Source organism: Duganella kummerowiae (assembly GCF_053572355.1).
This window is the reverse complement of sequence record NZ_JBKFEH010000015.1, coordinates 211982-235936: the sequence shown is the minus strand read 5'-3', so window position 1 is coordinate 235936 and position 23955 is coordinate 211982. Positions and strand designations below refer to the sequence as shown.

20 protein-coding genes and 3 tRNA genes are annotated in these 23955 nt (G+C 65.8%); 6 read left to right on the top strand and 17 right to left on the bottom strand.

The features are described from left to right. Nucleotides 1-41 precede the first annotated feature (41 nt). Both tssK and icmH read left to right on the top strand, forming a co-directional pair. Nucleotides 42-1370, top strand: coding sequence for a type VI secretion system baseplate subunit TssK (tssK, locus tag ACLB1G_RS20740; RefSeq protein WP_491629134.1), 1329 nt, complete (start codon nt 42-44; stop codon nt 1368-1370). Next, nucleotides 1367-2149 carry a type IVB secretion system protein IcmH/DotU gene (gene icmH / locus ACLB1G_RS20735; RefSeq protein WP_491629133.1) on the top strand — a complete coding sequence of 261 codons (783 nt, stop codon included), beginning with the start codon at nt 1367-1369 and terminating at the stop codon, nt 2147-2149. The genes tssK and icmH overlap by 4 nt, the downstream gene beginning before the upstream one ends. Before the next feature lie 52 nt (nt 2150-2201). Here the strand turns inward: icmH and ACLB1G_RS20730 are convergent, their stop codons facing one another. The 5 genes from ACLB1G_RS20730 to ACLB1G_RS20710 all read right to left on the bottom strand — a co-directional run bounded on the left by ACLB1G_RS20730 (nt 2202) and on the right by ACLB1G_RS20710 (nt 8592). Next, nucleotides 2202-2990 carry an OmpA family protein gene (locus ACLB1G_RS20730; RefSeq protein WP_491629132.1) on the bottom strand — a complete coding sequence of 263 codons (789 nt, stop codon included), beginning with the start codon at nt 2988-2990 and terminating at the stop codon, nt 2202-2204. A 15-nt stretch (nt 2991-3005) separates the two neighbouring features. Continuing rightward, nucleotides 3006-3968 (bottom strand): type VI secretion system-associated protein TagF, encoded by a 963-nt coding sequence (gene tagF / locus ACLB1G_RS20725; protein ID WP_491629131.1) that lies wholly within the window; start codon nt 3966-3968, stop codon nt 3006-3008. After that, a complete protein-coding gene (locus ACLB1G_RS20720) occupies nt 3965-4921 on the bottom strand; it encodes a type VI secretion IcmF C-terminal domain-containing protein (protein WP_491629130.1) in 957 nt (318 codons plus the stop codon). The genes tagF and ACLB1G_RS20720 overlap by 4 nt, the downstream gene beginning before the upstream one ends. Nucleotides 4922-4958: 37 nt before the next feature. Further along, entirely contained in the window at nt 4959-7676 is a 2718-nt protein-coding gene (gene tssM, locus ACLB1G_RS20715; protein ID WP_491629129.1) for a type VI secretion system membrane subunit TssM, read from the bottom strand. A gap of 82 nt (nt 7677-7758) precedes the next feature. Then, nucleotides 7759-8592, bottom strand: a complete 834-nt coding sequence (locus tag ACLB1G_RS20710; RefSeq protein ID WP_491629128.1) for a M15 family metallopeptidase — start codon at nt 8590-8592, stop codon at nt 7759-7761. A gap of 123 nt (nt 8593-8715) precedes the next feature. On the opposite strand from ACLB1G_RS20710, the gene ACLB1G_RS20705 reads away from it, so the two are divergent. Beyond that, the gene (locus ACLB1G_RS20705) at nt 8716-9540 is read left to right on the top strand and encodes a hypothetical protein (protein WP_491629127.1); all 825 of its coding nucleotides are present in this window, start codon (nt 8716-8718) and stop codon (nt 9538-9540) included. On the opposite strand, the gene ACLB1G_RS20700 is transcribed toward ACLB1G_RS20705, so the two are convergent. The 5 genes from ACLB1G_RS20700 to ACLB1G_RS20680 form a co-directional block, all read right to left on the bottom strand. Further along, complete coding sequence (locus ACLB1G_RS20700) at nt 9541-10245, bottom strand: glutathione S-transferase N-terminal domain-containing protein (protein ID WP_491629126.1); 705 nt, start codon at nt 10243-10245, stop codon at nt 9541-9543. It abuts the gene before it with no gap. Between the two features lie 114 nt (nt 10246-10359). After that, a tRNA-Asn gene (locus ACLB1G_RS20695) sits at nt 10360-10435 on the bottom strand. 54 nt (nt 10436-10489) lie between these two features. Continuing rightward, nucleotides 10490-12688, bottom strand: coding sequence for a TonB-dependent receptor (locus ACLB1G_RS20690; protein ID WP_491629125.1), 2199 nt, complete (start codon nt 12686-12688; stop codon nt 10490-10492). 282 nt (nt 12689-12970) lie between these two features. Continuing rightward, on the bottom strand, nt 12971-13666 hold the full coding sequence (locus ACLB1G_RS20685) for a DUF3334 family protein (protein ID WP_491629124.1): 696 nt from the start codon (nt 13664-13666) through the stop codon (nt 12971-12973). Between the two features lie 181 nt (nt 13667-13847). After that, nucleotides 13848-13923: transfer RNA gene (locus ACLB1G_RS20680), tRNA-Asn, on the bottom strand. A 242-nt stretch (nt 13924-14165) separates the two neighbouring features. Here ACLB1G_RS20680 and ACLB1G_RS20675 point away from each other — a divergent pair. Then, nucleotides 14166-14300 carry a hypothetical protein gene (locus tag ACLB1G_RS20675; protein WP_491629123.1) on the top strand — a complete coding sequence of 45 codons (135 nt, stop codon included), beginning with the start codon at nt 14166-14168 and terminating at the stop codon, nt 14298-14300. Between the two features lie 115 nt (nt 14301-14415). Beyond that, nucleotides 14416-14715: a type II toxin-antitoxin system TacA family antitoxin gene (locus ACLB1G_RS20670; RefSeq protein WP_491629122.1), complete on the top strand. Its 300-nt coding sequence runs from the start codon at nt 14416-14418 to the stop codon at nt 14713-14715. 115 nt (nt 14716-14830) lie between these two features. On the opposite strand, the gene ACLB1G_RS20665 is transcribed toward ACLB1G_RS20670, so the two are convergent. Next, a tRNA-Asn gene (locus ACLB1G_RS20665) sits at nt 14831-14906 on the bottom strand. A 110-nt stretch (nt 14907-15016) separates the two neighbouring features. Beyond that, complete coding sequence (locus tag ACLB1G_RS20660; RefSeq protein ID WP_491629121.1) at nt 15017-16219, bottom strand: amino acid aminotransferase; 1203 nt, start codon at nt 16217-16219, stop codon at nt 15017-15019. A gap of 107 nt (nt 16220-16326) precedes the next feature. On the opposite strand from ACLB1G_RS20660, the gene uvrB reads away from it, so the two are divergent. Next, complete coding sequence (gene uvrB / locus ACLB1G_RS20655; protein WP_491629120.1) at nt 16327-18408, top strand: excinuclease ABC subunit UvrB; 2082 nt, start codon at nt 16327-16329, stop codon at nt 18406-18408. A 111-nt stretch (nt 18409-18519) separates the two neighbouring features. Here the strand turns inward: uvrB and ACLB1G_RS20650 are convergent, their stop codons facing one another. The 5 genes from ACLB1G_RS20650 to ACLB1G_RS20630 all read right to left on the bottom strand — a co-directional run bounded on the left by ACLB1G_RS20650 (nt 18520) and on the right by ACLB1G_RS20630 (nt 23877). Beyond that, nucleotides 18520-20205 carry a rhamnogalacturonan lyase B N-terminal domain-containing protein gene (locus tag ACLB1G_RS20650; RefSeq protein WP_491629119.1) on the bottom strand — a complete coding sequence of 562 codons (1686 nt, stop codon included), beginning with the start codon at nt 20203-20205 and terminating at the stop codon, nt 18520-18522. 9 nt (nt 20206-20214) lie between these two features. Continuing rightward, complete coding sequence (locus ACLB1G_RS20645; protein WP_491629118.1) at nt 20215-21900, bottom strand: rhamnogalacturonan lyase B N-terminal domain-containing protein; 1686 nt, start codon at nt 21898-21900, stop codon at nt 20215-20217. A 73-nt stretch (nt 21901-21973) separates the two neighbouring features. After that, the gene (locus ACLB1G_RS20640; RefSeq protein ID WP_491629117.1) at nt 21974-22930 is read right to left on the bottom strand and encodes an alpha/beta hydrolase; all 957 of its coding nucleotides are present in this window, start codon (nt 22928-22930) and stop codon (nt 21974-21976) included. A 9-nt stretch (nt 22931-22939) separates the two neighbouring features. After that, nucleotides 22940-23593, bottom strand: a complete 654-nt coding sequence (locus ACLB1G_RS20635; protein ID WP_491629116.1) for an SdpI family protein — start codon at nt 23591-23593, stop codon at nt 22940-22942. After that, nucleotides 23590-23877, bottom strand: coding sequence for an autorepressor SdpR family transcription factor (locus ACLB1G_RS20630; protein WP_491629115.1), 288 nt, complete (start codon nt 23875-23877; stop codon nt 23590-23592). Before ACLB1G_RS20630 ends, ACLB1G_RS20635 begins: the two co-directional genes overlap by 4 nt. Nucleotides 23878-23955: the final 78 nt, after the last annotated feature.

Here is a 23955-nt window from a genome sequence, read left to right as displayed (position 1 = left end):
CTGTGTTTCTAATGGCGGACAACCATCTTCGGGAGAGACACATGGGCATACCATCCAGGCTGCTGTGGGGCGAGGGCGAATTCCTGCATCCCCAGCACTTCCAGCAGCAGGACCGCTACCACGAAGCGCACCTGCTGCAGCTGGGACGCACGCTGCAGCCCTTCCTGTGGGGCGTGCGCGGCATCGAGTGGGACCGCGAGGCGCTGGCCCTGAACAAGCTGCGCCTGCTGTCGCTGCGCGCCATCTTCCCCGACGGCGAGATGGTCGATGCGCCCGCCAGCGCGCCGGCGCCGCCGGCGCTGGACCTGGCCGCCATCGCCCCCGCCACCCAGGAATTCATCTGCTACGCCGCCCTGCCCGCGCTGGCGGCCAGCGGCAACGTGGCCGACACCGGGGCCCGCTACCGCGTCCGGCGCTGCCCCTGCAGCGACCAGCACGGGACTGCGGCGGACACCGACATCGCCTCCCTGCAGCCGGTGCTGCGCCTGGTCAGCGACCAGGAGACGCTGGGCGGCTACGACCACCTGCCGCTGGCGCGCCTGCGCCGCACGGTGTCCGGGGCCTTCGAGCCCGATCCGGCCTTCATCCCGCCGGCCCTGGCCATCGACGGCGCGCCGCGCCTGCGCCAGCTGCTGGACCTTCTGCTGGACGCCCTGCAGGCCAAGATCCATGCGCTGCAAGGCCATATGCGCGAACCCAGCCGCAACGTGATCGAGTTCCGCTCGGGCGACGTGTCCTCGTTCTGGCTGCTGCACACGGCCAGCACCGCGGCCGCCGGCCTGGCCCACCTGGCGCGCCACGGCGCCCTGCATCCGGAACGCCTGTACGCCGCCATGCTGGCCCTGGCCGGGGCCCTGATGACCTACTCCAAGCATTACACGCTGGCGCACCTGCCGCCCTACCGCCACGAGGACCTGGGCGGCTGCTTCGGGGAGCTGGACCGCATCATCCGCGACCTGCTCGACACCGTGATCTCGACCCGCTACTTCGCCATCGCCCTGAACGAGGACAAGCCCGGCTACCATGGCGGCAAGCTCGATTCCGGCCGCATCGGCCCGCACACGGCGCTGTACCTGGCGGTGGGCGCCAGCCTGCCGGCCCACGAGCTGGTGGAGGTGGCGCCGCTGCGCATCAAGGCCGGCGCCCCGGACGACGTGGCCCAGTGCGTGCTGTCCGCCATGCCCGGGGTGCGCCTGACCCACGCGCCCCAGGTGCCGGCCGCGATTCCGGTACGGCCCGAGACCTGCTACTTCGCGCTGGAGAACAAGGGGACGCTGTATGAGCGGATGCTCAAGGCGCAATCGATTTGCATCTACGTCCCGGCCGGCATCCCGGACCTGCGGCTGGAACTGATCGCGGTGGCGCCATGAGCTTCCAGATCGAACGGCGCGCCATCCCCTCGCTGATGGGCGGCCAGCGGCGCGAGATGCGGCCCGGCTACGGCTACAGCAGCACCCTGCTGGACCTGCTGCACGACGGCTTCTACCTGCTGTTCATGCTCAAGCAGGGCAGCGCGCCGCCCGGCGAGCGGGAATTGCTGGACAGCGTACGCGACTACCTGGCCGGCTTCGAGCGCGAGGCGCGCAAGCTGCACGCCACGGCCGAGGATATCGAGGACGCGAAATATGCCTGGTGCTCGGCGCTGGACGAGATCATCCTGGCCTCCGGCCTGCCGCTGCGCGCCGCCTGGGAGCGCAACCCGCTGCAGTTGGCGCTGTTCGGCGACCAGCTGGCCGGCGAGCATTTCTACGACCGGCTGGAAGCGCTGCGCAGCCGGGGCAGCGCGCGGGTGCAGGCGCTGCAGGTGTTCCACATGTGCTTGCTGCTGGGCTTTCGCGGCAAGTACGCCACCGACGGCAGCGACAAGCTGGCCTGGCTGATCAGCCGCCTGGGCGACGAGATCGCCCACATCCGGGGCCGCGGCCGCGGCTTCGCGCCGCATGCGGAGCGGCCCGACCAGGTGGCGCACAAGCTGCGCAGTAATACCCCGCTGTGGGTGATGGCGACCTTGTTCGCGCTGGTGGCAGTCGCCGCCTACGCCGGGCTGCGGGCCTCGCTGCGCCAGGCCGCGCAGGATAGCATGGCGGCCTACAGCGACGTGGTCAAGCTGGCGCCGCGCCCGGCCTACGTCACCATCACCCTGCCCTGACTTGCAGTGCGCTGCAAAAAGATCACGGCGCCGTTGCAGCGCCTGACCACCCTCATTTTGAAACGCCCTCCTGTAGCGCGATGCGGAATTCGATGCGGCGGTTGCGCGCCCGGCCGTCCGCGCTGGCGTTGTCGGCCACCGGGCAGTCCGGGCCCTGGCCCGACACGACTATGCTGTCCGGCGCAATGCCCTGCCCCGCCAGATAGGCGCGCACGGCCTGGGCGCGGGCCTGGCTGAGCGCCAGGTTGCTGGCCCTGAGGCCGACATCGTCCGTGTGCCCTATCACCTCCACCTTGCGCCCGCCCAGCTTGCGCAGCGCGGCGGCCATTTCATTGAGGATGGCCTGGCCGGCTGGCGTGAGCGTGGCCTGGCCGCTGTCGAATTCGATGATGCGGTTGGCCAGGGTGGCGTCCAGCAGCTCCTGGCCGGCGGCGCTGACGCGCAGGCCATTGCTGACCACGTAGGTGGGATTGAGGCTGGCCGCGATGTCGCTGGCGATCTGCTGGCGCTGCGCCTCGTTGGCCACCTCGCCGCGCAGGCTGACGTTGTTGCCGTCGATTTTGATCTCGCCCCGGCTCACCAGCTTGAGGCCGGGCTGCACCAGCCGCTGCACGTAGGCGCTCCAGTTGGGCGGCGGCGCCACCTGGCCGATGGCCAGCTGGTCGGCCACCCGCTCGGCGCCATACAGCTCGCGCAGGCGCGCCAGCAGCGCGGCCTTGGTGGCTTCATCGGCCACCATGCCGCTGACGAGGACCTGGCCGGGCCGGGGCGTGGCCACCGGCGGCGTCTGGGCCGCGCCATCGTTAAAGACCAGGCAAAGCAGCAGGAACGATGCGCGCATGGCGGTAGTCTCCATTCAGGTAAAGGCGGCGCGGAACAGGTCCAGCGCCGCCTGCAACGGCAATCTGCCCTGTTCCAGGCAAGCGGACAATTTGTGCAAGCCGGGTTGGGCGGCCACCAGCGGATCGATCCAGTCCAGCTGCTCCAGGGTGACCAGCTGCTGCGCCGCGTACTGGGGGTCGATGATGGCCTGCAGGGTGTCCGGCGCGGCGCCGGCAAAGCCGATCACCAGTACGGGCCGCTGGCGGACCACGCCCACGAACAAGGCCAGCTCGTAGTCGTCGTGGGCCAGGAACAGGCAGGCCAGGTCCAGCCAGAAGGCCGCCACCAGCGGCTGCTGCCCTGGCGCGGCCGGCAGCGGCAGCGCCAGGCTCCTGTCCGGCCGCTGTCCGTCCCGCGCCGCCTGCAGCAGCAGGCCGACGGCCAGTATCATGCGGCGCGCCTGGCCATGCGCCAGCAACCGCTCCAGCTCCTCCAGGGCGTTCCCGGCCAGGAAATCCTGGTACAGCCGCCCGTGCCCGGCGTCGCCGGGCGCGGCCGCCGGGGCGGCGTGCGCCACGGCCTGCAGGCAGGGATGGGGATCGGCGGCCCCGGTCACATCACACACCAGCAGTTCCAGTTCGCGCCACAGGGGCGCCAGCACCAGGGGGCTGCGCGCCAGGAAGGGTGCGGGCTCGGCAATCTCCAGCATGGTCATGGCCAGGAAGGGATAGCGGCGCTGCGACTGGTCGCTGCTGGCCACCAGGTGGCCGGCCACGGCGCGCCTGCTGCGCGTGCCGACGAAAGCGAAATGCAAGGGCTGTAGCGCATCGTAATGGAGTTTCCAGCGCGGCTCGGCGACCAGCCGCTCCATGACTTCGGCCAGCCAGGCGTCCAGCAGCCGGGCCAGGGCCGGGAGGCTGGGGGAGCGGAGGAAATCCCCGCAGGCGGGGAGCTTGCCGAAATAGCCGACCCGCAGCGCTTGCGCTGCCTGCGTCATGGCGCGCCTCCCACCACCGTCTCCGGCAGCGTCATGCCGCGCAGGCCCGGCCCCTGTGCCGGCGCGCCGCCAGCGTCAGGACTGCTGGTGATCTTCAGGTTCAAGCCCACGCTCATGGCGCCGCTGGCCCAGCGCAGCTCGAACACCCCGCCCTCCTTGCGCTGCTTGCTGGCGGCGTCGATCATGCGCTTCAAGCCCTGTTCGCCCGGCTCGTTGAACAGTTCCACGCTGCGGCCATCGGCGCCCACCGCGGTGATGCGCGCGCCCGGCGCACCCTGGGCTGCCGGATGCACCATACTGGTCCACTGCGGCGGCGTATTGCGGTAGCGCAGTTGCTGGCCATCGATCTCGATGGTGTATTCGAGCGCGCCAGGCGCCGGGATGGGCTGGATCTGGAACAGGGTTTGCGCCGGACCGCCGGATGGCGCCAGGCCGCCGGCGCCCGGCGCTGCGATCCAGCCGGGAAAGCGCGCCAGGATCTGCGGCGACAGCGCAATGCCCATGCCGGCCCAGGTGCGCGCCGCCAGCACGTCGCCACGCCGCACCACCAGAGGCCCCATGGCGCTGGTGACAAACCTGGCGATCAGGCCGTCCGGGCCGAAGAACTGGGCAATTTCGGCGCTGCTGGCCTCCACCCGCGAGGCCGGGGCGAACGGATACTTGGCGGCCAGCGTCTGCTGGAACGGCAGGTAGACCTGGGCCTGCCAGGTCTTGTTGATGTCGGCCTGGGCCGGGCCGACGATCATGGCGAAGGTCTGCATCAGCGGCCGCGCCAGGATGGGACGGATGGCCTGTTTCTGGCTGTCGCTCATCCCGTTCAGCATCTGGTCGTCGACCAGGCGCAGGGCGTCTGCCAGTTCGGAGCCCGTGCCTTCCAGGGTCTGCTGCATCAGCTGGCGCGCGCCGGGACCGGGATCGCCCTGGGTCTTGAGCTGGTTCAGGCGGCTGCGCACGCGCGCCAGGGCCTCCAGGTAGGCACGCAGCAGCGAGTCACCCTTGTCGCCGGGCGCCAGCAGCTTGCCCAGCGCGGCGAATTCGCGCCCTACCGGGCCGGGGGGGTGGGGAAGGGCCGGGCTGTCGCTCCAGCCCGGCGCCGTCCAGCCGCAGCTCGGCCTTGACAGGGATGGATGGGGACCGGTTCAACACGTGATTGCGTATCCACTCCATCATGCCGGTCCCGGCCTCGCGCGCGACGGTGTCCAGTGCACCCGGCTGGTCCCAGGCGGTCTGCTGGTGGATGGCCGCCAGCAGCCTGGCGATCGGCGAGGATTGCGGATCGCCGAGGCGGTTCATGGCCGCCACCGCCGCCTCGAAACCGCCCAGGTCGGCAATGGTCACGCCCTGCACGAACTGCTGCCACTCGCGCACGTAGTCAGCCTGGTACAGCTCCGTCAAGCCTTTCTGGATCTGCTCGGGGCTTCCTTCCAGCGTCAGGTCGTCGCGCGCCGCCGTGCGCAGCACCCAGTCGGCGCTTTGCAGTTCGCGGGTGGCGGCGTCGCGGATGGCCGGCGCCACATACTGCTCCCACGCTTCGCGCGTGTAGGCGCCGGGCACGGCGTGGCTGCCCGCCACCAGGGCCTGGTCCTGCGGGCCGACGATGCGCGCCACCGTGACCGCGCCGTAGCGGGTATTGGCGCGGGCCCGGATCTCGCCGTACACGCGCTCGCGGGCCGGCATGCCGCGCACCACGCGGCGCAGGTTCTCGCGCGCCTGGTCCACCAGCGCCAGCCTGGGCTGCAGCTGCGGCCAGGAGGGATCGGCCAGCTGCGCCAGGTGGAAGGTCATCAGGCGCTCGGCGCTGCGGATCAGCTGCTCGCGCGGCATGGCGCCACGGTTGGCCTCCAGCCAGGCGCGCCAGTGGCGGGTCAGCTGGTCGTTCAGGTGGCCCGGCTCGGCATGGGCCTTATCGGCCAGCATCAGGTAAGTCTTCAGCGCGTTATAGGCGTCTTCCGTATTGAGCGGCGAGGCCTCGACGAATTGCCTCGTGGCCGGCGCCGCCGCGACGCGCTGCGCCGGCTGCAGCTCGGCGGCATGCGCGTTCATTTCGGCCAGCAGGGTTTCCAGGCTGGCCGCCACAGGCTTGAGCATGAGCTCGCGCACGCCGCCGAAGTATTCCTCGCGCAGCTTGCGTTCCAGCAGATCGCCCTGGTACAGCCCCATGCGCAACGACCAGGGACGCTCGTGGCGGTAGCGCTCCAGCTGCTCGATGCGGTCCTGCAGGACACCCAGCGCCTCCAGCCGCGCCTGCAGGCCGGGACCGCGCTGCTGCAGCCTGACCGCCTGTTCCAGGTCCGCCTGCACGCTGCGCACCAGCTGGCGGTTGCCCAGGTAGGACCAGCTCCAGCCGCCCAGCGCCAGTCCCAGCGTCACCGTGGCCGCCAGGAAGGCGCCCAGCACCAGGCGCCGCCTGCCCTTGCTCGCATATTGCGACACCAGTTCCTTGTCGGCGAAGATCACCTTGCGGAACAGGTCCAGCAAAAAATAACCCGACTGTCCCGGCCGCATGGCGGGCGGCTGCTCCGGCACCGTCAGCTTGAAGCGCTCGGCGATGCGGCGCGACTGCTCGCTGGCCGGCTCGCCCTCCTGCAGCGCGCTGGTGAAATAATAGCCACGGAACACGGGCTGGAACTGAAACGGGTTCTCCTCGAACAGGGTGGCCAGGAAGGCACGCAGCGGCGCGCGCAAGGTGGCGAACTCCTGCGGAAACGTGTAGACGCCGGGCCGGGGCGCCTCGCGCCGCTGCTGGCCCAGAGTGGCGATGGAGAGTTCGCGCAGGCCGGCGCACAGCTCGTCGAAGGTCTGCTCGAAGAAGGCCAGCAGCTGCTGGCTGCCGGCCTTGCGCTGGTAAGCCATGGTGGCGCCCCAGGCACGTTCGCGTTCGCTGCCCTGGGCCTGGGCGTAGAAGTCGCTGAAGCCGGCCACCAGGTCGACCTTGGTGAACAGCACATACACCGGCGCGTACACTTCCAGCCGCTCGATCAGGTCCTGCACCCGCTTGCGCAGGCTGCGCGCCAGCTGCAGCGCAGCCTCCGGCTGGTCGCCGCGCAGCTCGGCCACGCTGACGGCGATCAGGATGCCGTTGATGGGCGCCCGGCTGCGGTGCTTCTTCAGCAGCTCGAGGAAGCCGCACCACTCCTCGCGGTGCTGGTCCAGCACCGCATAGCGGCCGGCCGTATCGAGCAGGATGGCGTCGTTGGTAAAAAACCAGTCGCAGTTGCGGGTGCCGCCCACGCCCTGCACGATGCGCGCTTCGGCAAAGGGAAAGCGCAGCCCGGAGTGGGCGATGGCGCTGCTCTTGCCCGCTGCGGGGTTACCGATGATCATGTACCAGGGCAATTCATACAGGGCGCGAGCGCCGGACACCCGGCCCATCCTGGAGCCCCGGATGGTGGCGATGGCTTTCAGCACGCCGTCGCGCAGGGCCTGGATATCGACCCGCGCCGCTTCAGCGCCGGCGCCGCCAGCCGGCTGCGCCGCTGCGCCAGCCATGGCCGCGCCCAGCTGCTCCGAGCCGCGCAGCGCGCGCCGGCGGCGCCACCACCACACCAGCGCCGCCGCTGCCAGCAACAGCAGCGCCGCGCACAGCGCCCAGGCCAGCGCCAGCTCCAGCACTTCCGCCCCCAGCAACAGCAGCACGACCATCAGCGCCAGGGCGGCAAGGGTCAGGTGGCGGGTATCGGTGATGAAATCCCAGATTCGTCGCATCATGGCAGGCATCCCAGGCAAGGAACAGCCATGGTGCCACCGCTGGGGCCGCTATTTTTTGAGGCAAAGCAATAGTTGCTGCGACCTATTTGTGCAGCACACCGGGCGCGCGCAGCTCGGTGTGGCCGTAGTCCAACATGGTCCAGCGTCCGCCCCAGTGCAGGCCCAGCGCTTCGGCCGTCTCGCCGTACAGGCGGTAGCCGCGCAAGGTCCACGGGTCGCGCTCGGAAATGAGCAGCTTGCCATCCTTCAGGAAGGCGCAGTCGGCAGCCAGTCCGAACTGGTGATAGCTCTGGAAGGCGCGTGCATTGGACACGGAGGGTCCGGCCGCCGCCAGCAGGCTCTGGCGCTCCGGGCTGCGGTAGCCTTCGAGGATGGCCATCTCGTAGCCGTGACGCTCGCGCATGATCCTGAACACCAGCAGCAGACGCTGGGCAAATTCCGGCGCCAGCTGCTGCCAGTTGCGGTTGGCGGCGCCCAGCAAGGGGCGTTCGCGCGCCACCTCTGCGGTCAGGAAAACGGGCGGTGGCAGGGCGGCCGGCGCCGCGAGTTGTTCGCCCTTCAGCAAATCCTCGACCTGCGCGTTGGCGGGCGCCTGCTGTCCATAGCCGGGCTCGATGCGGGCGCCAAGCAGCAGCGCCAGCAGCGGCGGCGCCAGCACCAGTACGGCTGCGCAGGCAGCCAGCAGCAAGTGCCGCCGCAGGCGCGACAAGGCCCTGCGCAACAGCGCCACCATCACGGTGGCCAGGCGGGCGCCTTGCCGCGCGCCGCCATGGCCGAGGCGGCGCCAGCCACCCTCCAGCCACCCTCCCCACCCGGCGGTAACCCGCCAGGCCAGCTCCCTCCCTGCCGGAAACACCAGCAAGGCAGCGCCAGCGCAAACCAGCACGAACAATAGCAGCATTGAAAAGAGAAACATGGTGCGCTCCATCAAAACGCCCCTGTTCCACTGACCGGACACTAGCGGAACGCGGCGCGCAAGCGCCCATCGTAAGCCGGCGCCGATATCGCGGCTAAGCCTGCATCAACCCGGAGGGAAATTGTGGATACTTTGAATCCTGGGCCCGAGCTGCGGACCGGAGCGGCCGGAGCCGGCGACCACAGCCGCCGCATCCTGTCCAGCCTGGAGCATGGCGGCGCGCCGGCAACCGTGGCGCGCCGCCCCATGCGCTGGCAGCTGGATGGCTGGACCGTGGCCCTGATGCTGATGCTGGCCGCGCTGTCGGTACTGGTATGGATGACGCGCGATGGACAGATTACGCCGCGCCGCTATGGTACAAGCAGCACCAGCAGCAGCTATGGCGGCTATCGCAGCTCCAGCGCCGGCCATGCACCCACAATTCCCACGCGGGAAGTGGTGGCCGAGGAGCAGCAACAGGCCGCGACCATCGTCAACGAAGCTATCTCCGCCATGCCGCCCAGAGGCGGTGAGCAGCATACGCTGCAATATCCACCGCCCCATCAGGCGCTGCGCACGGGGCCGCAACAGACGCAACATCCGGCGCCATCGCTGGCGGCAGCGGCGCAGGCGGGCGCAGCCCGCAGCCCGCCGCAAGGCGGTGCGATGGCGGACGCCAAGCCTGTGCCCGCAGCGCGCAAGGCAGCGCCATCTGCACCCACCCAGGCCGCCAGCGCACCTGCGGATACCGACGTTGCCCTGCTGGCGGCACTGGTCGACCATGCCGGCAAGCCCTCCAAGACCGTCCCGGAGCGCACGCGCGACGTGGTCGAACGCCAGGAAGGCGACAGCACGGCCTCGCTACTGGCGCGCTGCCGCCAGCTGGGATTGATCGAAAGCCTGCTGTGCCGCTCGCGCATCTGCTCCGGCCGCTGGGAAAACGACGCCGCCTGCCGCGCGGCGAACTGATCAGCCGCGCTTGGGGATGTTCAGGCCCAGCACCACGGCCGGGCGCGCCAGGAAGGCGTCCAGCACCCGTTGGACGTTGGCGTAGCGCGGGAATTCCACCAGCTCGCCAGCGTCGTAGAAGCCGACCAGGTTGCGCACCCAGGGGAAGGTGGCGATATCGGCAATGGTGTATTCCTCGCCCATGATCCAGCTGCGGCCCTCCAGGCGTTGGTCGAGCACGGCCAGCAGGCGTTTGGCTTCGGCGGCATAGCGGTCGCGCGGACGCTTGTCCTCAACCTCGCGGCCGGCAAACTTGTGGAAGAAGCCCAGCTGGCCGAACATGGGGCCGATGCCGCCCATCTGGAACATCAGCCACTGTATGGTTTCGTAGCGCGCGGCCGGGTCCTGCGGCAGGAACTTGCCGCTTTTCTCGGCCAGGTAGATCAGGATGGCGCCCGACTCGAACAGGGCCAGCGGCTTGCCGCCCGGACCGTCCGGATCGATGATGGCCGGGATCTTGTTGTTCGGGTTCAGCGACAGGAATTCCGGGCTCAGCTGGTCGTTGGTCTCGAAGCTCACCAGGTGCGGCTCGTAGGCCAGGCCGGCCTCCTCCAGCATGATGGAGGCCTTGACGCCGTTCGGCGTGGGCAGCGAGTACAGCTGGATGCGGTCCGGCGTCTGGGCCGGCCATTTCTTGGTGATGGGGAATGGCGACAGGTCGGTCATGATGGTCCTTGGCGATGCAGTGCAAACGCCGATTATCGCCGAACCGCACAAAACGCGCCTGGCGCGGCCGGAAATGCAAAAAGCCCAGCACTTGCATGCTGGGCTTTTTTATTCTGGCTCCCCGACCTGGACTCGAACCAGGGACCTGCGGATTAACAGTCCGTCGCTCTACCGACTGAGCTATCAGGGAAAGGAGGCCGAATTATATACAGCGGAATCCGGCCTGTCTAGTGCGCGACAGCAATTAGAAATTGCTGCGGAACTGTACGCCCCAGATGCGCGGCTCGTTCACGAAACCGGTGCGGTTGTTGAAGTCGATGGCGCCGGTCACCACGGTCTGGTTGGTGATATTGCGGCCATAGGCTGCCAGCTCGTATTTGCCGCCATCCCAGTTGTAGCCCACGCGCAGGCCGCCTTCGGTCAGGGCCTTGCCGGTGAATTCCGCCGACTCATACAGGAAGAAGTTGACCTTGCTGCGGTAGGACCAGTCGGTGAACACGAAGAACTCGCCGTTCTCGGTCGGGACCGAATAGCGCGCGGTGACGTTGGCGGTCCATTTCGGCGCGTTCGGCAGAGGATTGCCGTTCAGCAGCATGAACCCGTTCACGACCGGGTCCAGCGGAGTGCAGGTGGTGCACTTGGGCAGGCGCAGGGTCGGGTCTTCGATCTTGGTGAAGTTGTACGAGCCGCCGGCCGTCATCTTCAGCTGGTTGGTGACGAAGCCTTCCAGCTCGCCTTCAACGCCACGGCCCTTGGTCTTGGCCGCGTTGATCAGCTTGGTGACATTGGACAGGCCGCCAACCACGGTCAGCTGCTGGTTCTTCACGTCGTAGTCATACACGCTGAGCGAGGCGCGGGCGCGGCGGTTGAACAGATCGGCCTTGATACCGGCTTCGTACGAGGTGATGGTCTCGGCGTCGGCCACGGTGATCGGCTGGCTGGTGCTGGCGGCGGCGATCGACGGGGCGCGGAAGCCGGTGGCGATGCGGCCGTACACGTTGACGTCCTTGTTCAGCTTGTAGACGCTGCTGACATCCCAGTTGACCTTGGATTTGCTTTCCGATACGGACTGCGGATTGACCAGCACGGTGCCCCACGATTCCACGGTGGCGAAATCCTTCTTGTCGTCGGTATAGCGCAGACCGCCCTTGAGCGACCATACATCGCTGAGGTCGTAGTTGACCGAGCCGAACACGGCATAAGCCTTGTTCTTTTGCTGGCTCAGCACGTGCGAGGTCTGGGCGCCGGTGGCGGTGTTGTAGCCGTCCGAACCACCCTTGCCGTCTTCATCGAAGTAGTACAGGCCGGCCTGCCAGTTCAACGGACCCGCGTTTTTCGATTCGGCGCGGAATTCCTGGCTCCATTGCTTCAGGTCGGGCATGGTGCCGGCGGTCTCGACCTGGAAGGGGATCTTGCCGTCCACGTAGCCGCCGTCGATGTCGCCGCGGCTGTTGTAGTGGTTGACGGTCTCGTAGCCGGTGATCGAGTACAGCTTGACGGCGCCCAGGTCCCACGACAGGCGCGCGCTGCCGCCGCTGGTTTGCAGGTTCTGGTAGTTCTTGCCGTTGGTGGCGATCTTGTTGATGTCGAAGCCGTCCACCAGGTCGTTGGTGCCCGGCTTGATGATGTTGGCGCGGAACAGGCGCGCGCTGCCGGTGGTGGTGCGCTGGTGCACATTGAACAGGGCGTTGAACACGGCATTCGGCTGGTACAGGAACTGCACCCGCTCGGCGTGCTCGTTGTAGCCTTCCAGCTCGTCGTGGGCGCCGGTGTAGGTGTTGGTCACGAAGCCATTGCGGTGCTGGCGCAGGGTCGAGACGCGCATGGCCCACTCGTTGCTCAGCGGGATGTTGACGGCGCCTTCCGCGTTAATGGTGCTGTAGGTGGCGTAGGACAGGCTGTAGTAGCCCTCGACCTTTTTCAGGTTGGGCTTCTCGGACTCGAACTTGACCACGCCGGCCGGGGTGTTGCGGCCGAACAGGGTGCCCTGCGGGCCGCGCAGCACTTCGACATTCTTGATGTCGAACAGCGGATAGCCTTTCAGGATGGGGTTTTCCTGCACCACGTCGTCATAGATCAGCGACACGGGCTGGGAGGCGAAGATCGAGAAGTCGGTGTTGCCGTAGCCGCGGATGTAGAAGCGCGGGAACACGCGGCCGGTGGACGATTCCACGTTCAGGCTGGGCACCTTGCCGGCCAATACGCGGATGTCCTGGCCGCTGGACAGCAGCACATCCAGCTTTTCATTGTTCAGCGCGGATACGGACACCGGCACGTCGCGGATGTTTTCCGTACGGCGCTGGGCCGTCACGGTGACGGTTTCCAGCTGGGCTTGTTCAGCGGGGGCGGCAGGCGCGGCGGCGGTCTGGGCGAAGGCGGTGCCGACTGGCAGCACGGCGCTCAGCGCCAGCAGGCGCTTGTGCATCTTGGACAGTTTGATCATTCAATTTCCCGATAGGTGTGAAACTTGTAAAGAGTGGACAACAGTGCGTCTCCTGTTTCTCTCTTAGCGCGCCTGCGGCTCTTTTGGACACATGGCAAAACAAGCAACGAATGTAACGGCTTGTAAAAAAAGCCGGTATTGTCCGATATTGATAGCAGGTATTGCAATACCCTTATACAAAATACGCAGGAAAATGCTAATGCCGGGCGCGATTACAGTAGCAAAAAAACAAAAAGCCCGCGATTACTCGCGGGCTTTTTCATGCGCAATGTTGTGCCGAAGTCACATGCCTAGCGACTTCAGCAGCTCGTCGGCGTCGTCGTCGCCGGCCGGCGCGGCATTGGCCGACGCCTGCTCGGCCTTGGAGGCCGCCTCCTGTTCCATCAGCTTGTCGGGATCGGTTTCCTCGTTGGCGTCGAACTCGTGCAGGCGGATGAACTCGGTGCGGTCTATGGCCAGCTCCAGGTAGAACACATTGCTCTTTTCCGTATAGAAGGACACGCGGCGCATTTCCGGACGGTCCAGGTTGGTGTCCACGCTCAGCATCACGTTCTTGTTCAGCACCAGCATCTTGGGCTGGTTTTGAGTAATGTTGGTTTGCAACTCACGCCGCACCTTGCCGGTGAAGTCACCCACGATCTGGTTCATCAGCTCGCCCATGATGTTGGATACCTCGTCCGACGTATGGGAGCTGGCCAGCTCCGACTTGGGCATGCCCATGTGCAGCATGTAGCGCTCATAGATTTCCATCGCGGTCTCGGACGCGAAGTTCAGCACCACCAGGCCGGTGAAGCCGCCGTCGAACAGCACGAAGCAGCCGATGTCGGGCTTCAAACCAACCTTGGTGATACGTTGCACCATGGCCGAATAATGCACCTTGCTCTGGGTTGCGATACCCAGCACGCGCGTGACCGAATTACACAAACTGGTCAGCAAATCCTCTGTTCCGTACACCACGCCTTTGTTTTCCTCGCTCATTGTAGTTCCTCTTATTCCTGGGTCCTGTGGCAGGCGCGTGCGCGCTCCGGCGCGGCCTGCCCCGTCCACAACAGGAGTATGCTCAAGCGCAACATCCGCGTCCACATGTATCGGAGAAATGTGGTTTTCCCGGCGCGCATAACAAAAAAGCCCAGCGCTTGCACGCTGGGCCTTTCAATTCTGGCTCCCCGACCTGGACTCGAACCAGGGACCTGCGGATTAACAGTCCGTCGCTCTACCGACTGAGCTATCAGGGAAAGGAGGCCGAATTATATAGGGTCAAAACGGATTTGGCGAGTGCCGCGCCACACTTTTTTTCGCATGCCGTCGTGACACGGCTGTCAGCAATGTCCAGCAGATATACACATGACCTATGACTATCACAGCAAAGTTATCTGAATTTTTTATGGCGGAAATCGGAAAATGAAATTAGATTTATATCTGAGGGTGGCGTAAAGTGACTCCATCGCTGAACGCCAACCAAATACCAGGAGCTGCAATGAAAACCACCGCCACCCTCACCGCCCCCGCAACCAGCTCGCCCAGCCTGATGCTGCGCCTGGCCCGCGCCCTGCGCCGCGTGTTCGAACTGTCCGGCGCCCCTTACGCCAACGGCCCGCTGCCCCCGCTGTAAGCGTTTTTTCTTGGTATGCCTACGCCCCGTCAGCATCAAGCCGCGGGGCGTTTTTTATTGCCTCGTCCGTACATGTGGCATACATTAAAGGGCTATCCATACCAGTGAGATAGCCATGACAAGCACGGCAAAAGCAAGGCCCCGCAATGCGCGACTGGAAGCACGGGTACCGAGTGATCAAAAGGATTTTTTCCAACGTGCCGCTACGCTATCCGGACGGACCTTGAGCGAATTTGTGATTGAGAGTACGCAGAAGGCAGCAATCCAGGTAGTGCAGGAGTACGACCTGGTTCGCTTGTCACGAGAGCAGCAAATCGCCTTCGTGTCAGCGCTCCTCGAAGCTCCTCAGCCAGGCGCGCGCCTAAGCCAGGCGGCCGAAAGTTACCGCCGAAAAGCGGGGCTGGAATGCCATTGATACTTGCCCAGGGCTGTTTTTGCCAATGAAACAGATCGCGGCGCTGTTTCCCTGAATGTACAAGCGCCCAGATAGCAAAAAAGCCTTGTGATCGCTCACAAGGCTTTTCAAATTCTGGCTCCCCGACCTGGACTCGAACCAGGGACCTGCGGATTAACAGTCCGTCGCTCTACCGACTGAGCTATCAGGGATTAGAGGCAACATTTTATACTGTTTCGTTTATTCCATCAAGGTTTCTGACAGAGCAACTTACCGTACTGCATGTTGCCATTCGAACCTTTCAGTCCGAAGAAGCAAGATATTACAGAACTTTCGCGATGGCGTCAATCACGGTGTCGATATTGCGCGAGTTCAGCGCGGCCACGCAGATGCGGCCGGTATCGACGGCGTAGATGGACTCGGCGCGCAGCTGCTCCACTTGCGCCTTGGTCAGGCCCGAGTACGAGAACATGCCGACCTGGTCGCGCACGAAGGCGAAATCGTGCCCCTTGGCGGCCAGCTTGGTGACGAAGGCTTCGCGCATTTCCTTGATGCGCACGCGCATGCCGGCCAGTTCCTCTTCCCACAGCTGGCGCAGCTCCGGGGTGGTCAGCACGGTGGCCACCACCTTGCCGCCGTGCACCGGCGGGTTGGAGTAGTTGGTGCGCACCACGCGCTTCAATTGCGACAGCAGGCGCGCCGCTTCTTCGGCGCTGGCGGCCACCACGCTCAGGGCGCCCACGCGCTCGCCGTACAGCGAGAACGACTTGGAGAAGGAGTTGGAAATCAGCAGCGGGCCGCCGGCCGCGGCGAAGCGGCGCACCACGGCGCCATCTTCCGCGATACCGGAGCCGAAGCCCTGGTAAGCCATGTCCAGGAAGGGCACCAGGCCGTTGCCGACCACGGCGGCAATCACTTCGCCCCACTGGTCCGCAGTCAGGTCGGCGCCGGTGGGGTTGTGGCAGCAGGCGTGCAGCAGCACGATGGCGCCGCGCGGCATGGCCTTGAGGTCGGCAATCATGCCGGCGAAGTTCACGCCATGGGTGGCCGGATCGAAATAGGTGTAGGTGTTGACCTTGAAGCCGGCGCTCTCGAACAGGGCGCGGTGGTTTTCCCAGCTCGGATCGCTGATGTAGACCTCGGCGCCCGGGGCGAAACGCTGCAGGAAATCGGCACCTATCTTCAGGGCGCCGGTGCCGCCGATGGCTTGCACGGTGACGGCGCGCTTCTCTTGAATGACGGCGCTGTCGGCGCCAAATACCAGTTCCTGCACGGCCTTGTCGTAGCTGGCCAGGCCTTCGATCGGCAGGTAGGTGCGCGGCGCCGGCTGCTCGATCAGCAGCGCTTCCGCTTTCTGCACGCACGATAGCAGCGGCACTTTGCCGTTGTCGTCATAATAGACGCCCACGCCCAGGTTGATTTTCGCCGGATTGGTATCGGCGTTGAATGCTTCGGTGATGCCCAGGATGGGGTCGCGCGGTGCCATGTCGATGGCGCTGAAGATGCTGGCGGAAGGGGTCGTCATGATAAGATAGGATTCGATTGGATGCGGTTCACAGCAGGTTGACACCGACCCCCGAATACAGCTCCAGGGCCGTTGCAGGCCATTATTCTAACAAAGGTCTGATACTGATGGCTGAATTAACCGTAGCAAATTCCCAAGCAAGCCCGGCGGCCGAGGTGGTGACGTTTCCAGACTCGCCATTCCGCCTGCACCAGCCCTTCCCGCCCGCCGGGGACCAGCCCGCCGCCATCGACAGCCTGGTGGAAGGCGTCAACGACGGCCTGTACTTCCAGACCCTGCTGGGCGTGACCGGCTCCGGCAAGACCTATACCATGGCCAACACCATTGCCCGCCTGGGCCGGCCGGCCATCGTCTTTGCCCCGAATAAAACGCTGGCGGCCCAGCTGTACTCGGAATTCCGTGAATTCTTCCCCGAGAACGCGGTCGAGTACTTTGTGTCGTACTACGATTACTACCAGCCGGAAGCCTATGTGCCGCAGCGCGACCTGTTCATCGAGAAGGATTCCTCGATCAACGAGCACATCGAACAGATGCGCCTGTCCTGCACCAAGTCGCTGATGGAGCGGCGCGACGTGGTGATCGTGGCCACCGTGTCGGCCATCTACGGTATCGGCAATCCCAACGAATACCACCAGATGATCTTGACGCTGCGCCAGAAGGACCGCGTGGCCCAGCGCGACATCATCGCCCGCCTGATACAGATGCAGTACACCCGCAACGAGGTGGACTTCGGGCGCGGCACCTTCCGCGTGCGCGGCGACACCATCGACATCTTCCCGGCCGAGCACGCCGAGCTGGCGGTGCGCCTGGACCTGTTCGACGACGAACTGGAATCGATACAGCTGTTCGACCCGCTGACCGGCCGCGTCAAGCAGAAGATCCCGCGCTTCACGGTCTACCCCGGTTCGCACTACGTGACGCCGCGCTCCACCGTGCTGCGCGCCATCGAGACCATCAAGGCGGAGCTGCGCGAACGGCTGGAATTCTTCCGCCGCGAGGGCAAGCTGATCGAGGAGCAGCGCCTGGAACAGCGCACCCGCTTCGACCTGGAAATGATGGCCGAGATCGGCTTTACCAAGGGCATCGAGAACTATTCGCGCCACCTGTCCGGCGCCCTGCCCGGCCAGCCGCCGCCTACCCTGATCGATTACCTGCCGCAGGACGCCATCATGTTCATGGACGAATCGCACGTGCTGATCGGCCAGCTCAGCGCCATGTACAACGGCGACCGTTCGCGCAAGACCAACCTGGTCGACTACGGCTTCCGCCTGCCCTCGGCGCTGGACAACCGCCCGCTCAAGTTCGAGGAATTCGAGCAGAAGATGCGCCAGACGATCTTCGTCTCCGCCACTCCTGCCGAGTACGAGAACAGCCACGCCGACCAGGTGGTGGAACAGGTGGTGCGCCCCACCGGCCTGGTCGACCCGCAGGTGATCGTGCGCCCGGCCCTGAGCCAGGTGGACGACCTGATGTCCGAGATCACCGACCGCGTGGCCAAGAACGAGCGGGTGCTGGTGACCACCCTGACCAAGCGCATGTCCGAGCAGCTGACCGAATATCTGGCCGACCACGGCGTCAAGGTGCGCTACCTGCACAGCGATATCGATACGGTGGAACGGGTGGAATTGCTGCGCGACCTGCGCATCGGCACCTTCGACGTGCTGGTCGGGATCAACCTGCTGCGCGAGGGCCTGGACTTGCCCGAAGTGTCGCTGGTGGCCATCCTGGACGCCGACAAGGAAGGCTTCCTGCGCTCGGAACGCTCGCTGATACAGACCATAGGCCGGGCCGCGCGCAACCTGAACGGCGTGGCCATCCTGTACGCCGACCGCATCACCGACTCGATGGAGCGCGCCATCGGCGAGACGGAACGGCGCCGCGCCAAGCAGATCGCCTTCAACGCCGAGCACGGCATCGTGCCGCGCGGCGTCAGCAAGGCCATCAAGGACATGATAGACGGCGTCTACAGCCCTCAGGACGCCAGGGAAACGCTGGAGGCGGCCCAGGCCACGGCCAAGTACGAGTCCATGAGCGAGAAGCAAATCAGCAAGGAAATCAAGCGCCTGGAAAAAGCCATGCTGGAGCACGCCAAGAACCTGGAGTTCGAGAAAGCGGCCCAGGTGCGCGACCAGCTGCACACCCTCAAGCAGCAGCTGTTCGGTGCGCCGGGCGCGGACAGCGTGGGATGACTTTCAAGGCCGCCCCGGGGCGGCCTTTTGCTGGCAGCAGCTGTTCGGCGCTCCCGGCGCGGACAACGTGGCATGACTTTCAAGGCCGCCCGAGGGCGGCCTTGTTACTGCTTAGTTGGTCTTGATGAAATCCACCGCGTCATAGGCATAGCCCGGGCTCAGGTAAGTGGTGCCAGAGCTGCCGCTGGCCGGCGTCAAGGTCAGCACATTCTGCCCCACCTGCAGCTGGGTGTAGGGAATGCTGTAGCTGAAGATGGCGTTGTTGCCACGGTAGGTGCCGATGGTCAGGCTGCGGCTGGACGGCTGGGCCGAGGCGCCGGGCACGGCCGAGCTCACCCCGTTCAAGGTCACCTGTGGACGGGCGCTGGCATAGGCGGCCGTGATGCCCACCCGCAGCGTGTAGGTCGAGGCGGACGAGATCTGCGCGGCGGTCAGGTTGAACTTGATGTTGATGCTGCCGTTCACATTCTTCCACTGGTAGGCAGGGAAGCCGGTGGAGGCGCTGGAACTGCCCACCAGGTAGTCGGCCGTGCTCCAGTTGCTCATACGGGAGTCGGACGGGTGCATGTTGTTGAGCAGGCTGCCGTTCACGAACTCCTTGGGCGTGCCATCCCAGTTCCCGATGCGCCACAGGGCCGTGGTGCTGCTGGGGTCGCCCGTGATGGCGATGGCGTTGACCGACGTGGTGGAGCCGGCCGTCACCGTCACGCTGCGGGTGTCCACCGCCAGCTCGTTCTTGTAGACGGTCATGGTGTAGGTGCCGGGCAGCATGCCGGTCTTGGCCGCGTTGCCATCGCTGGCGCGCGCCGTGGTCCAGTACTGAGCCGTGCTGTTGGCGAAGCCCACCGTGTACGTATAGGCCGTGTCGCGTCCCGAGATGCTGGCCACGCCCACGCCGCCGCGCCCGCTGCTGCCCACATAGCCGGTCAGGCCCAGGCCGGACACGAAGCTCATGTCCGGGACCGACGGCGCCGCGCCGCTGGTGAACACCAGTGCATACGGGCCGTGGAAGCCCATGCGGTAGGCGGAGTCGGTCTGGTTGTGGCCCGAGTTCATGTAGTTGTACAGCTCGGTGTCGCCATTGTTGGTGGTGCTGCTGCTCTGGTTCTGGATATCGCGGAAGAATGGGCCGCCGCTGCTGTACTCGCGGTTGTCGTAGGCCATGTACACGCCCACGCCGCTGCCGGTCACCCCGCGCACCGTGTAGTCGATGGCGCGCTGGTTGCCATAGTACTTGGAGCGGGTGGTGCCGTTGGAGAAGCCGAACACGTCCGAGCTTTCCACCGCGCCCGTGGTGCCGGTCAGGTTGGACTGGTCGGGCACGCCGGTGATGACCGCGCCCTGCAGGCGCGTGATCCAGCGGAACTCCCCCACCGAGGGTTCGGCGCTGATGTAGGTACCCATGTAGATGGTGGCCACGTTCTTGCGCGCGATGTAGTAGTGCGTCAGGCTGCCGGTCTGCACCGTGATGACGATGGTGCTGGTGTCCGGCTGCGCGGCCGACACCGAGACCGCCGTGACGCCGTCGTACAAGCCGGAAAAGCCGCTGGCGATGTGCGAACCCTTGGTCTGGCCCTGCAGCTCGACGCCGTTGTAGACCAGGCTGGCGATGTCGCCCACACCAGCCTTGGAGGTGGCCGTGCGCAGCACCTTGAACACCAGGCCGCCGCCGGTGTCGACCGTGTAGTCGCCGCTGTTGGTGGTCAGGCCGAACGCAGCCTGGGCTTGCAGCGAGACGCCCGACAGGGCCAGCAGCATGGCGCCGGCCAGCGCGGATTTGAATTTAAAGATTTGCATGACGTCTCCTTAGTTGGACTTGATGAAGTCCACCGCGTCGTAGGCATAGCCTGCGCTCAGGTACAGCGTGCTGCCGCTGCCGCTGGCAGGCGACAGGGTCAGCACGTTGCGGCCCACCACCAGCTGCGAAGCCGGCACGCTGTAGCTGAACATGGCGTTGTTGCCGCGGTAGGTGCCTATGGTCAGGCTGCGGCTGGACGGTTGGGTGGACGCGGTCGGCACGCTGGACGTCCAGCCGTTGACCGACACCACCGGGCGCGCATTGGCGTAGGAAGCCGTGAGGCCGACCCGCAGGGTGTAGGTGGACGCGGCCGACAGCTGAGAGGCCTTCAGGTTGAACAGGATCTTGACGGTGCCGTTCACGCCCTTCCACTGGTAGGCCGGGAAGCCGGTCGCGGCGCTGGACGTGCCGACGATGTAGTCGGCCGGCTGCCAGTAGGCCATGCGCACATCGGACGGGTGCATGTCATTGAGCTTGTCGCCGTTGAGGAATTCCTTGGGCGTGCCATCCCAGTTACCGATGCGCCACAGGGCCGTGGCGGCGCTCGGGTCGTTGGCGATGGCGACGCTGCCCACCGAGGTGGTGGAACCGGCCGCCACCGTCACGCTGCGGGTGTCCACGGCCAGCTCGTTCTTGTAGATGGTCATGGTGTAGGTGCCGGGCCGGATGCCGGTCTTGCTGGCGTAGCCGTCGCTGGCGCGCGCCGTGGTCCAGTACTGCGCCGTGCTGTTGGCCAGGCCCACCGTGTAGGTATAGCTGCTGTCGCGGCCGGTGATGGAGGACACGTCGATGGCGCCGCGCGCGCTGGCCGGGACATAGCCCGCCAGGCCCAGATTGGCGACAAAGCCCATGTTGGGCACGCTCGGCGCGCTGCCGTTGGTGAACACCAGCGCATACGGGCCGTGCAGGCCCATGCGGTAGGCGGAATCGGTCTGGTTGTGGCCCGAGTTCATGTAGTTGTACAGCTCGGTGTCGCCATTGTTGTTGGTGCTGCTGCTCTGGTTCTGGATGTCGCGGAAGAACGGGCCGCCGCTGGACAGTTCGCGGTCGTCGTACACCATGTAGACGCCGACATTGTTGCCGGTGATGCCGCGCACGCCATAGTCGATGGCGCGCTGGTTGCCGTAATACTTGGAGCGGGTCTGGCCGTTGGCCAGGCCGAACACGTCCGAGCTTTCGATGGCGCCGGTGTTGTCGGTCAGGTTGGACTGCTCGGGCACGCCCGTCATCTTGTTGCCGGCCAGGCGCGTGATCCAGCGGAACTCGCCGACCGAGGGCTCGGCCTCGCTGTAGGTGGCCATGACGATGGCGGCCCGGTTGCGGCGCGCGAGGTAGTAGTGCTTGAGGGTGCCGGTCGCCACCGTGATCTGTATGGTGTCGCTGTCGGGCTGGGTGGCCGCCACGCTGACGTCGCTGATGCCGGTAAACAGGCCGGAAAAGCCGCTGGCGATGTGCGAGCCCTTGGTCTGGCCCTGCAACTCGACGCCGTTGTACACCAGGCTGGAAATATCGCCGATGCCGGCCCGCGACAGCTTGGTGCGCTGCACCTTGAACACCAGCCCGGCGCCGGTATCGACCGTGTAGTCGGCGGTATTGGTGGTCAGGCCGAACGCGGCCTGGGCCTGCAAGGACACTCCGGACAGCGCCAGCAGCATGCAGCCCGCCAGCGCGCCTTTCAGTTTGAAGGTACGCATCTTGTCTCCGTTCTTATTTTGTGGGGTGACCAGCTTAGAATGGAAAACGGATGCGGTTGAATCGATCTGCTGATTATTTGCCTTGCTGGGCGAGGATAAACGTTACCAATTCGTCGACCAGCTGCGGCGATACTTGCAAGTCGCTACTAATGTAGGATTTTTGCTGCAATAACGGATCCGTGCCCACCATTTTCAGCACATGGTTCATGCCGTCCACGATCACCAGCTTGGCCCTGGGCGCGGCGGCGGCCAGCGCTTCGGCATCCTTGACCGATACCTGGATATCGGACGTGCCCTGGGCGATCAGCAGCGGCGCCTTGATGGCGGCCGCGATCGCGGCCGGATCATACTTCATCAGCGAGATCAGGTAGGGCTGGACCGAGGGCCGGTACAGTGCCAGCAGCGGCTGCGGCACGTAGGATGCGGTCTGGCCCTTACGCAGCTGGGCCAGGATGTCCGCGCTCTGCGCCTGCAGCTCGGGCGGCAGGCTGGCCTGCAGCTGGCCGTCCAGCACGTCGGCGAAATTGCGGCCCATGCCGGCGATGCTGATGCAGGCGTCGGCGCCGGACGGGTTGCAGGCAGCCGTCACGATCAGGGCGCCCTCGCTGTGGCCGGCCAGCACCAGGCGCGAAAAGCGGCTGTCGGCGCGCAGCCGCTTGCTCCAGGCCTCTACATCGTTGATGTAGTCGTCGAAGCGGATATCGTCCTCTTTCCAGCCGGGCGCAGTACTGGCGCCGATCAGGCGCTTGTCGTAGCGCACTGACGCGATGCCCTTGCGGGCCAGGGCTTCGGCCAGCTGGCGCAGCGAATTATTCGGTCCGGGCAGTCCCCGGCTGTTGCCGTCGCGGTCGGTTGGGCCTGATCCGGCGTGCAGCAGCACCACCGGCACCTTGCCCTGCCCTTCCGGCACCAGCTCGGTGCCATACAGGGTGCCGCCGGGCACGGCCTGGGTCACGGCGTGCTCCGTAAAGGCCGGTGGGGCGGCCTTGCAGGCCAGGGGCAACAGTAGCAACAATAGCAAACGGCGCATCTCAGCTCCTCAGGTTTCCAATTGATGGGTGCGCTCGAGGCGCTTGTAGTACAGCAGGGAATACAGCACCGGCAGCAGCGGCGCCGCCAGCAGCAGGACCAGGGCAAGCCAGTGCGGCGCGTCCAGGGCGGCAGCGAGCAGGCCGAGCAGGCCGGCGCCCACCATCAGCTTGCCCGCCAGGCGGTGAGTGGCATACCAGACCCGCTCGCTGGCCAGGGTCCATGGCGTGCGCACGCCAACATAGAAATTGCGGCGCAGCTTGCCCATGGGGTTGCCGAGCAGGATATACAGCAGCGAGATCAGGGCTGGCAGCGCGCGCGGCATCGCCACCTGGCCGCCCAGGATGGCGGCCAGCACCATGGCGTACACGCATCCCAGCATGGCCACCACCACCGTGATCATGTAGGCATAGGTGGGACCGGAGCGGCGCAGGTCGAAGCGCTCGGGCGACAGCCAGGGCAGCGCCACGCCCAACGCCAGCATGGCGGCCATCAGGCCCGGCCCCAGCAGCCACAGTGTGGCACGCCTGCTGTAACCGTCCACGTGTCCGGCGTAATTCCAGTGCGTGGGCACCCGCTCCGGCAATTGCGGCCAGTACCAGAAGGTGGCCGCGCACGCCGCCGCGATCAGCAGCAGGCACAGCAGGATATGTCGCTTGGTCATTTTCTAGCTCCCTTGTTAGCCGCGTCGGTCAGGTCCAACACCCAGGCCAGCACATCCTCCAGCACGGTGGTGTTCAGGCCATACCAGATGGTTTGCCCCTCGCGCCGGCGCGTGATCAGGTCGGCCTCCTTGAGCACCGCGAAATGGTGCGACATGGTGGGCTTGCTCATGTCGAAATGGGCGGACAGCTCGCCGGCCGACATTTCGCCGCGCCGCAGCAGCCGCAAAATCTCGCGGCGGGCCGGATCGGCGATGGCCTTGAAGGCGTTGTTGGCGGCATTCACTTTATTAAGGCAACTATCTAATTAGATGGATATCTAACTATAGGCCGAAACAGCGCCGCTGGCAAGCAGCGCCGGCGC

Excerpts from the sequence above, each read along its gene's own strand:
- tssK (WP_491629134.1), top strand. The coding sequence starts at position 42 with ATGGGCATACCATCCAGGCTGCTGTGGGGCGAGGGCGAATTCCTGCAT.
- icmH (WP_491629133.1), top strand. The coding sequence starts at position 1,367 with ATGAGCTTCCAGATCGAACGGCGCGCCATCCCCTCGCTGATGGGCGGC.
- ACLB1G_RS20730 (WP_491629132.1), bottom strand. The coding sequence starts at position 2,990 with ATGCGCGCATCGTTCCTGCTGCTTTGCCTGGTCTTTAACGATGGCGCG.
- tagF (WP_491629131.1), bottom strand. The coding sequence starts at position 3,968 with ATGACGCAGGCAGCGCAAGCGCTGCGGGTCGGCTATTTCGGCAAGCTC.
- tssM (WP_491629129.1), bottom strand. The coding sequence starts at position 7,676 with ATGATGCGACGAATCTGGGATTTCATCACCGATACCCGCCACCTGACC.
- ACLB1G_RS20710 (WP_491629128.1), bottom strand. The coding sequence starts at position 8,592 with ATGTTTCTCTTTTCAATGCTGCTATTGTTCGTGCTGGTTTGCGCTGGC.
- ACLB1G_RS20700 (WP_491629126.1), bottom strand. The coding sequence starts at position 10,245 with ATGACCGACCTGTCGCCATTCCCCATCACCAAGAAATGGCCGGCCCAG.
- ACLB1G_RS20690 (WP_491629125.1), bottom strand. The coding sequence starts at position 12,688 with ATGATCAAACTGTCCAAGATGCACAAGCGCCTGCTGGCGCTGAGCGCC.
- ACLB1G_RS20685 (WP_491629124.1), bottom strand. The coding sequence starts at position 13,666 with ATGAGCGAGGAAAACAAAGGCGTGGTGTACGGAACAGAGGATTTGCTG.
- ACLB1G_RS20675 (WP_491629123.1), top strand. The coding sequence starts at position 14,166 with ATGAAAACCACCGCCACCCTCACCGCCCCCGCAACCAGCTCGCCCAGC.
- ACLB1G_RS20670 (WP_491629122.1), top strand. The coding sequence starts at position 14,416 with ATGACAAGCACGGCAAAAGCAAGGCCCCGCAATGCGCGACTGGAAGCA.
- ACLB1G_RS20660 (WP_491629121.1), bottom strand. The coding sequence starts at position 16,219 with ATGACGACCCCTTCCGCCAGCATCTTCAGCGCCATCGACATGGCACCG.
- uvrB (WP_491629120.1), top strand. The coding sequence starts at position 16,327 with ATGGCTGAATTAACCGTAGCAAATTCCCAAGCAAGCCCGGCGGCCGAG.
- ACLB1G_RS20650 (WP_491629119.1), bottom strand. The coding sequence starts at position 20,205 with ATGCAAATCTTTAAATTCAAATCCGCGCTGGCCGGCGCCATGCTGCTG.
- ACLB1G_RS20645 (WP_491629118.1), bottom strand. The coding sequence starts at position 21,900 with ATGCGTACCTTCAAACTGAAAGGCGCGCTGGCGGGCTGCATGCTGCTG.
- ACLB1G_RS20640 (WP_491629117.1), bottom strand. The coding sequence starts at position 22,930 with ATGCGCCGTTTGCTATTGTTGCTACTGTTGCCCCTGGCCTGCAAGGCC.
- ACLB1G_RS20635 (WP_491629116.1), bottom strand. The coding sequence starts at position 23,593 with ATGACCAAGCGACATATCCTGCTGTGCCTGCTGCTGATCGCGGCGGCG.